The sequence below is a fragment of the Streptomyces sp. 4N509B genome, assembly GCF_052245655.1.
GTDB lineage: Bacteria > Actinomycetota > Actinomycetes > Streptomycetales > Streptomycetaceae > Streptomyces.
Window position 1 is genome coordinate 1 of the sequence record NZ_JBQQBZ010000076.1, and the last position, 6,544, is coordinate 6,544.

7 protein-coding genes are annotated in these 6,544 nt (G+C 69.2%); 3 read left to right on the plus strand and 4 right to left on the minus strand.

Annotated features, from left to right (window positions below; genetic code table 11):
* From ACTWP5_RS31845 to ACTWP5_RS31855, 3 genes are all read right to left on the minus strand, one after another.
* Window positions 1-360, minus strand: a 360-nt coding sequence (locus ACTWP5_RS31845) for a plasmid mobilization protein (RefSeq protein ID WP_443224668.1), incomplete at its 3' end; no start/stop codon positions are given.
* Between the two features lie 339 nt (window positions 361-699).
* Complete coding sequence (locus tag ACTWP5_RS31850; RefSeq protein WP_443224669.1) at window positions 700-1,497, minus strand: DUF2637 domain-containing protein; 798 nt, start codon at window positions 1,495-1,497, stop codon at window positions 700-702.
* A gap of 175 nt (window positions 1,498-1,672) precedes the next feature.
* The gene (locus ACTWP5_RS31855; RefSeq protein WP_443224674.1) at window positions 1,673-2,875 is read right to left on the minus strand and encodes a DUF3631 domain-containing protein; all 1,203 of its coding nucleotides are present in this window, start codon (window positions 2,873-2,875) and stop codon (window positions 1,673-1,675) included.
* A 287-nt stretch (window positions 2,876-3,162) separates the two neighbouring features.
* Here ACTWP5_RS31855 and ACTWP5_RS31860 point away from each other — a divergent pair, with 287 nt between their 5' ends.
* The 3 genes from ACTWP5_RS31860 to ACTWP5_RS31870 all read left to right on the plus strand — a co-directional run bounded on the left by ACTWP5_RS31860 (window position 3,163) and on the right by ACTWP5_RS31870 (window position 5,698).
* A complete protein-coding gene (locus tag ACTWP5_RS31860) occupies window positions 3,163-3,642 on the plus strand; it encodes a helix-turn-helix domain-containing protein (RefSeq protein WP_443224670.1) in 480 nt (159 codons plus the stop codon).
* Between the two features lie 196 nt (window positions 3,643-3,838).
* Window positions 3,839-4,177, plus strand: a complete 339-nt coding sequence (locus ACTWP5_RS31865) for a helix-turn-helix domain-containing protein (RefSeq protein ID WP_443224671.1) — start codon at window positions 3,839-3,841, stop codon at window positions 4,175-4,177.
* A gap of 15 nt (window positions 4,178-4,192) precedes the next feature.
* Window positions 4,193-5,698, plus strand: a complete 1,506-nt coding sequence (locus ACTWP5_RS31870; RefSeq protein ID WP_443224672.1) for a LacI family DNA-binding transcriptional regulator — start codon at window positions 4,193-4,195, stop codon at window positions 5,696-5,698.
* Window positions 5,699-5,826: 128 nt separating this feature from the next.
* Here ACTWP5_RS31870 and ACTWP5_RS31875 read toward each other — a convergent pair whose 3' ends face one another.
* Window positions 5,827-6,372 carry a hypothetical protein gene (locus ACTWP5_RS31875; protein ID WP_443224673.1) on the minus strand — a complete coding sequence of 182 codons (546 nt, stop codon included), beginning with the start codon at window positions 6,370-6,372 and terminating at the stop codon, window positions 5,827-5,829.
* Window positions 6,373-6,544: the final 172 nt, after the last annotated feature.

Genomic DNA, 6,544 nt, shown 5'->3' on the forward strand with positions numbered 1-6,544 from the left:
CGCCTCGATCGCCTCCTCCAGGCGGGCCAGGAGCCGCAGGTGCGCCTGGTGGAGGTGGCCGCCCTGGTGGAGGTAGCGGGTCTCCTGGTTGAGCAGGTTCCCCACCCGGGCCAGCGCGGTGGTGGCCTGACCGAGGTACTGGATACCGGTGCGGAAGTCGGCGACGGCGGCGCGGGGGTCGTCGTGGCCGGCGGCCAGCACCGCCGCCAGCGCGGTGAACGTCCCCGGCGTGCAGTGGTTGGCCTTCGCGGCAGCACTGATCGCGGCCCACTCGGCGTCGCTGAACCTCGGGTGGGTGCGGTGGACGCGCTGCTCGGCTTCGCGCTTGCGGCGCCGCAGCCGCTCCTGGAACGACTCCACCTCCGGCACCCCCGGGCCGCAGACCTCGGCGGCCTCACCGGCCGCCGGCCCTGCCCCTCCCGGGGCGGAGCGGGGGGAAGGACTCCTTACCCCCCTACTTGCTCCGCCGGTAACGGTGGTCGTCACCCTCTCCCGATCGATGGGGAGTTCCTGGTGCGGGTTGCGCATGGTCCTTCTCTCCGCGGAGTGTCGCTGGTTGGGTGGTGACTCGTCCCACCCGTCGCATGCCTGGTCAGCGCAGGTACGGGTGGGATGGTGATGCCGGGTTGACCCGTTGCGGGCCTGGGACCCGTCCCCGTGCTGAGCTGCGCGGGGACGGGTGGGACGGTTCGAGTCGGGTCAGGCCCCGGTGCCGGTGGGGACGCGGTCGAGTTCGGCTTGCAAGCGGCGGGCGATCTCGGTCAGGCGGTCCTTGCCGATGGAGTGGCCTTGGGCGCGGATTGCCGCTTCGACGTTGCGGCGTGAGACGCGCCCCTGACGCCCCTTGGGGGCGGTGCGGCCGATGGTGAGGAGTTCATCGATGGTGGCGCTGGGCTGTCGCCCCTTGGATTTGGCGGAAGACGTTGGGGCCTTCGCCACTTCGGTGGTGCCTTCCGCCACATCCTCGGCGGCCACCTTCGGAGTGGCTCCTCGCCTGGTTAGCTCGGCGTCCGTGCGGGCTGGCCGCTGAGACTCCTGGGAACCGTTGTGGCGGCCGGTCGTGGGGTGGCGGCGGATGACGAGGTAGAGGTGGACGGCTCCGGCGAGGGCGAGCGGGGCGATGGCGGAGAGCGCGCCGACAGTGACGTCGTCCAGGTGCAGGCCGCTGTTGTGGCGGGTCTGTTGGTTGAGGCGGATGGCGTGCAGGGCGTTGGCCCAGATGCTTGTGGCGGTGGCGATGCCGACGAGCGCCCAGACGTAGAGGCGGGAGTGCAGGGGAGCGCTGCGCAGGATGATGAGGGCGCCGACGCCGATGGCGATGAAGCCATCGATCACGAGAGGGAAGGCGTAGGTGAGCGGCCCGCGGATGTGGATGGCGACGGCCATGTGGCGCAGCGCGTCGTAGGAGATGGCGAAGCCGACGGTGCCGAGCAGCGTGATCCCGACGCGGATCGCGGCAGTCCCGGGTATGGGGTTGGCGGTGGTGGGCGATGGCATGCGGAACGCACTCCGTTGGTGATGGGCGGCGAGGGTGCCGTGACCCGTCCCACCCGTTGCATGCCTGATCAGGGCAGGTACGGGTTGGGGGCGATGTCGGGTGGATCCGTCCCGGGGCTGGTGACCCGTCCCCGCTGTGAGCTGGGCGGGGACGGGTGGGACGGGTCGAGTCGGGTCAGGTCGCGTCGGCGGCCGAGGTGGGCTCGACGGGCTGTGCCGGTTCAGGGCTCGGGGTGGGGCAGTAGCGGGCCCAGGCGTCGAGGAACTGGGTGCGGGCGTAGCCCTTCGCCTGAATGCCGCCGGGGAAGCGGTGGTTGCCGGGCCGGATGCCGTAGTCCTCCAGCAGGAGGCCGAGACGGCGCGCGTTCAGCCCGTTCGGGCCGTGTTCGACCCACGGTGCTTCGGGAGCGGAGTTGAGCTGCTCGATCAGGCGGCTCGTGCGCAGCGCGGGTGGATCGCCCTCGGTGGCGAAGACCTCCCGGATGTCGGCCAGGATGCGGGTGCGTAGCCCTGTGTCGGCGTCCCTTCCCGTCTCATGGGCGGTCATGGCCCTGCAGGCCGCGCGGGCGAGGGCGGGCCACTCCCCGCCTGCCAAGTCAGCGATGATCACCAGAGGTTCCCAGGTGTCGGCGGCGCGGTCCTCGACCGGCATGACCGGCTCCATGTCCCTCGCCTGGGCGCACAGAGGGCGGAGCCAGGCGGCCAGGCGGTCGCGTATGGCGTGCAGGGCGGGGGTGTCCCGGCCGGTGCGGAAGGCCGACACGCTCTCGCCCGGTGCCCGGCGGCGCATGCGGATGACCACCGAGCGGTCCATGATCGTGTCGGGCAGGTCGCCGATACCGGCGAGGGCGGCCATGGCGAAGGTGGGGAAGGCGACCGGGGTGTGCTCCGGGCCAGTGACGCGCAGGGTGGGCCGGTTGCGCTGATGTCCGGCGTTGAGCAGGCCACGCAGATCCTCGTTGCGCTCGGCAGCCTTGGCGGTACCGAACAGGGTGTCGGCCTCGTCGACCAGCAACGTGGGCGGATCGTCGTTGGTGATCGAGCGGAAGATCGCGGCCGGGCTGGCGTTGACCGTGATCAGCGGTGCGTGCACGGTCTCGGTCACGACATCGAGCAGGCGCGACTTGCCACACCGCTTGGCCGGACCGACCACGGCCAAGCGCGGTGCGTGCTGCCACGCGGGCTGCAGATGGGTGGCCGCCACCCACAACGTCACCGCTGTCAGAGCCTCCTCGCTGGGCATCACGACGAACCGCTTGATGTGGGTTCGCAGGTCGTGGAGCACCCGCGCACCCTCGGGCAACTCCCCCGGCCCGGTAGCAGGGCTCGCGAGGCCAGCGGTGGGAAGAGATGGCGTACACGGTTGGGGATCAGTCATACTGGCGGACAGCTCCTCTGCTCGCGGGCCATACGGGACGGCAATCCCGGCCACGCGGGTCGATCGCTAGGGATGGCGGTTGAGAGGTTTGCACTTGAGCCCCCGGTTACAGCCGGGGGCTTCTGTCATGTGACGTGACTCTTCCGACTCCTCTGGCCGGCACGGGCGAGCCACACCATGCCACATGATTGCGATCGGCAGAAGATTTCTCCTAATCGCAGAACGCATGCTACGGTCGACGACCGCTGCGCACGGCAGCACTGCGCTACGAAGAGAAAGGGGAGGTCATGACAGCCGAAGAGTCTCCGCAGGGCGTGCTGCTGAGCGGCGAGGCCAATGTCGCGGTGCGCATCAAGCTCGAACGCGAAACGCGCGGCTGGAGCACCAATGCCCTCTCCGACCGCCTGAACGAGGCCGGCTTCGACATGAACCCCTCCGCCGTCTGGCGCATCGAGAACGGCAAGCGCCGCATCAACCTCGACGAGGCCATCGGCTTCGCCGAGGTCTTCGGCCTCGACCTGCGCAACCTCGTCGGCCCGCCCCAACTCGCCGCCAGGGCACGCGCCATGGAACTCATCGATGCCGTCGTCGACGCGTTCCGCCAGACCCAACGCGCCAACACCGCCTTCACCACGGCGCGCGACGCCCTCGACGCTTACCTCGCCGAACACCCCGACCTTCGCAGAGAGGCCGAGGTGATGGTCTCCAACGCCATCACCGAGGTGTCAGCCACACACAGCGGCACCCGCCCCTCCGACCGGGAGTAGTCGCCGCCCCGCGCCCCACTCCACTCCGCTCTGGGCCCGCAGACCCCAGCGCAGAGCCTCGCCTTCATCCCAGCGATCGAACGGCGGGCCCGGTGTTGCCGCACCCAGGCCCGTCAGAAGAGGCCCCTCCCCATGCAAGAGACCGCCATATCCCATGCCTCCACGCGACCGAGCTGCGCGACGGAGGTGACCACGCATGCCTGACCGCCCGCACAGTGACGCTACGCTTCCGCGTCTGTACCGTCCCGAGGACATCGCGGCGGTACTCGGCTGCTCCGTCTGGTGGGTCAAGGACCGCGCCCGCCGACGCCTCATTCCCTACACCCGCGTCGGCCGCGCTTACCGGTTCACCCCCGATCACCTCGCGCAGATCATCCGCATGCACGAGGCACTCCCCCAGAAGCAGGCCGCGACCTCCGCCGTCTCCCGGACTCCCACCCCACAACCGCCCCCGTCGCGTGCCGAGCCCACGGTCCGACTGCGCGCCCGGCCGCCGCGCCGTGCTCGACAGGATCACTTCGGGACCGCCGCGTAACGCCGGGAGGAGCGCGTGGGATTCGCGGAGAAGCGCGGAAACTACTGGCGTGGACGGTACAAGATCGCGCCTGGCAGGTACGGCACCGTCAGCGACCCCACCGGGGCGGTCGTCAAGTTCGCCACCAAGCGGGAGGCCAAGCAGGCCGCCGACGAAGAAGAGGCCAACGTCCGGCATGGTACGTGGCGCGCCCCCGCCCTCGGACGGGAGACGTTCGGCGAGTACGCGAACCGCTGGTATGCCGCCCAGAACCTCGCCGCCTCGACCATGCAGAACTACAAGCGGCACATCGAGGAACACCTGCTTCCCACCTTCGCGGACATGGCCCTCGCAAGCGTCCTGCGCACGGACGTCGACTCCTGGGAGAAGCGGGAGAAGGCCGTGTACGCGGCCTCCAGTGTCAAGACCTGGCGCTCGACGCTTCACCTGATCTTCGAGGACGCGATCGACGAGGGTCTGATCACCTCCAACCCTGTGGCTCGGCGGAGGGGGCGCGGCAAACGCGCCGGCCGCTCGCGGGACCGTGGTCCGGAGAAGGTCATCACCGACGCGCTCGGCATCCTGCTGACTGGTGAGCGTGCCGCTCTGATGTCCGGCCGCGACGACGAGTTCGTCGCCGTTGTTCTCATGGGTTACACGGGGAAGCGCTGGGCAGAAGTCGTTGGCTTGGAAACGGTCTTCGTGCGACCTGGTGCGTTCCGAGTCGAGTGGCAGCTGTACGAACTCGACACCGGCGAGTTGGTGCGGTGCCCGCCCAAGGATGACAGCTACCGGACCATCGACTCCTGTGAGTGGCTCTCGGCTCTCGTCTTCGACCACATCACCCGCACGAACCCGACGCCGTGCCCCTGCCACGGCAAGACGTACGTCTTCCGTGGTCTCGGAGCTGCCCGTACCGGCGGCCACCAGGGAGCCAAGCTCGTCGACGTTGCCCGCAGGGCTGGCGTGTCCACGGGCACAGTCTCCAACGTCCTCAACCACCCCGAGCGGGTCAGGGAGGACACCCGTGTCCGCGTCGAGCAGGCGGTCGCTGATCTCGGCTTCCAACGCGGCGGAGTGACGACCGAGCATGCCGCCCACTGGCGCCGAAACGGCTTCGCCACCTGGCTCTTCCAGCCCGCCGCCACCGGTTGGTACCCGAAGAAGGCCCCGCAGGAGGCCCGTCCGGTGCCAGCTGTCGGCGAACCGTGGCCGGGCGTCCCGGTCCGAGGTCGCAATGCCCAGGGGCGTGCCGACGTCTGCTGGCTCCCGATCGCGAGGGGCCTCACACCGCACGGGCTCCGCCACACCCACCGGACGATGATGGAGGACCTCGGCACGGAGAGGGTCCTCATGGACGAGCGCATGGGCCACGCAGACGGGTCAGTCTCCGCGCGCTACGCCCACGTCACTCCAGGCATGCGTCAGCGCTTGATGCTCGGCCTGACCGAGCGGTGGGAGGCGGCTCTCGATGCCCGCCATGCCATGCACCCGAGGTCTCCGGTGGCGGTTCTTGACCGACTCCTGCGGACCCGATCCTGACCTCCTGAAGTCCGATGGCCAGGCTGCTTCGCACATCGTGGGTCGCAGCCCTCTCCGTCGATCTCTCTGCAACTTCCCCGAGTTGGGGAAAGCCCTCCGCGTTGCTGACCTGACTGCTCAGAGGAGCGTCAGTCGCCGAACAGGCTGTCCTGGACGTACCGGACTACGTCGCGCTTCGGGTAGAAGAGGCCCAGCAGCATGAAGGTCCGTGGGTGGGCCGCGATGTTCCCGACGAAGAAGTGGACAGCCCGATCTGGGGTGAAGATCAGGTTGTACCAGCGCTCCCGCAGCTTGTCCCGCACGTCGCTCTCGCCGTACCTGCGCAGGAACTTGCGGTAGGACGCGCCGGCCTCCCAGTCCTTGAGACCCATGTCGTGCCCGGGGCAGTCGTCGTCCGCACAGCGGAACGTGTACCTGAAGTCGAGCGGTACCCACTCAAGGGGGGCCAGATCCTGCTCGAAGAGGTCCAACTGGTCGGCCAGTGCGGCCTTGGACTCGGACCAGGGTTCTGCTGCCGTCAGTCGAAAGCTGCTGACCTCGGAGGGCCGGAAGACGCCGAGCGAGGTCCCGCGCTCCTGCTGGTCTTTCTTGATGGCACACAACGACGGCGCGACGAGCGGCTCGACGTACTGGTACCGCTGCCTCCAGTCCCCGCCGGCGGGCACCTCCCCCACGATCGTGAGGGTGTCGAGGTCCGGCCTCAGACTCTCAGGCCGAGAGGGGTCTGTCAAATAAACGGTGTATGTGAGTTGTGTGGGGATTAGTGGCGAGCTGCGGTGAGGCGGCCGTCGAAGGTGATGTCGAAGGCGTTGAGGGCGGTCTTCCAGCGGCTGGTCCAGCGCTTGC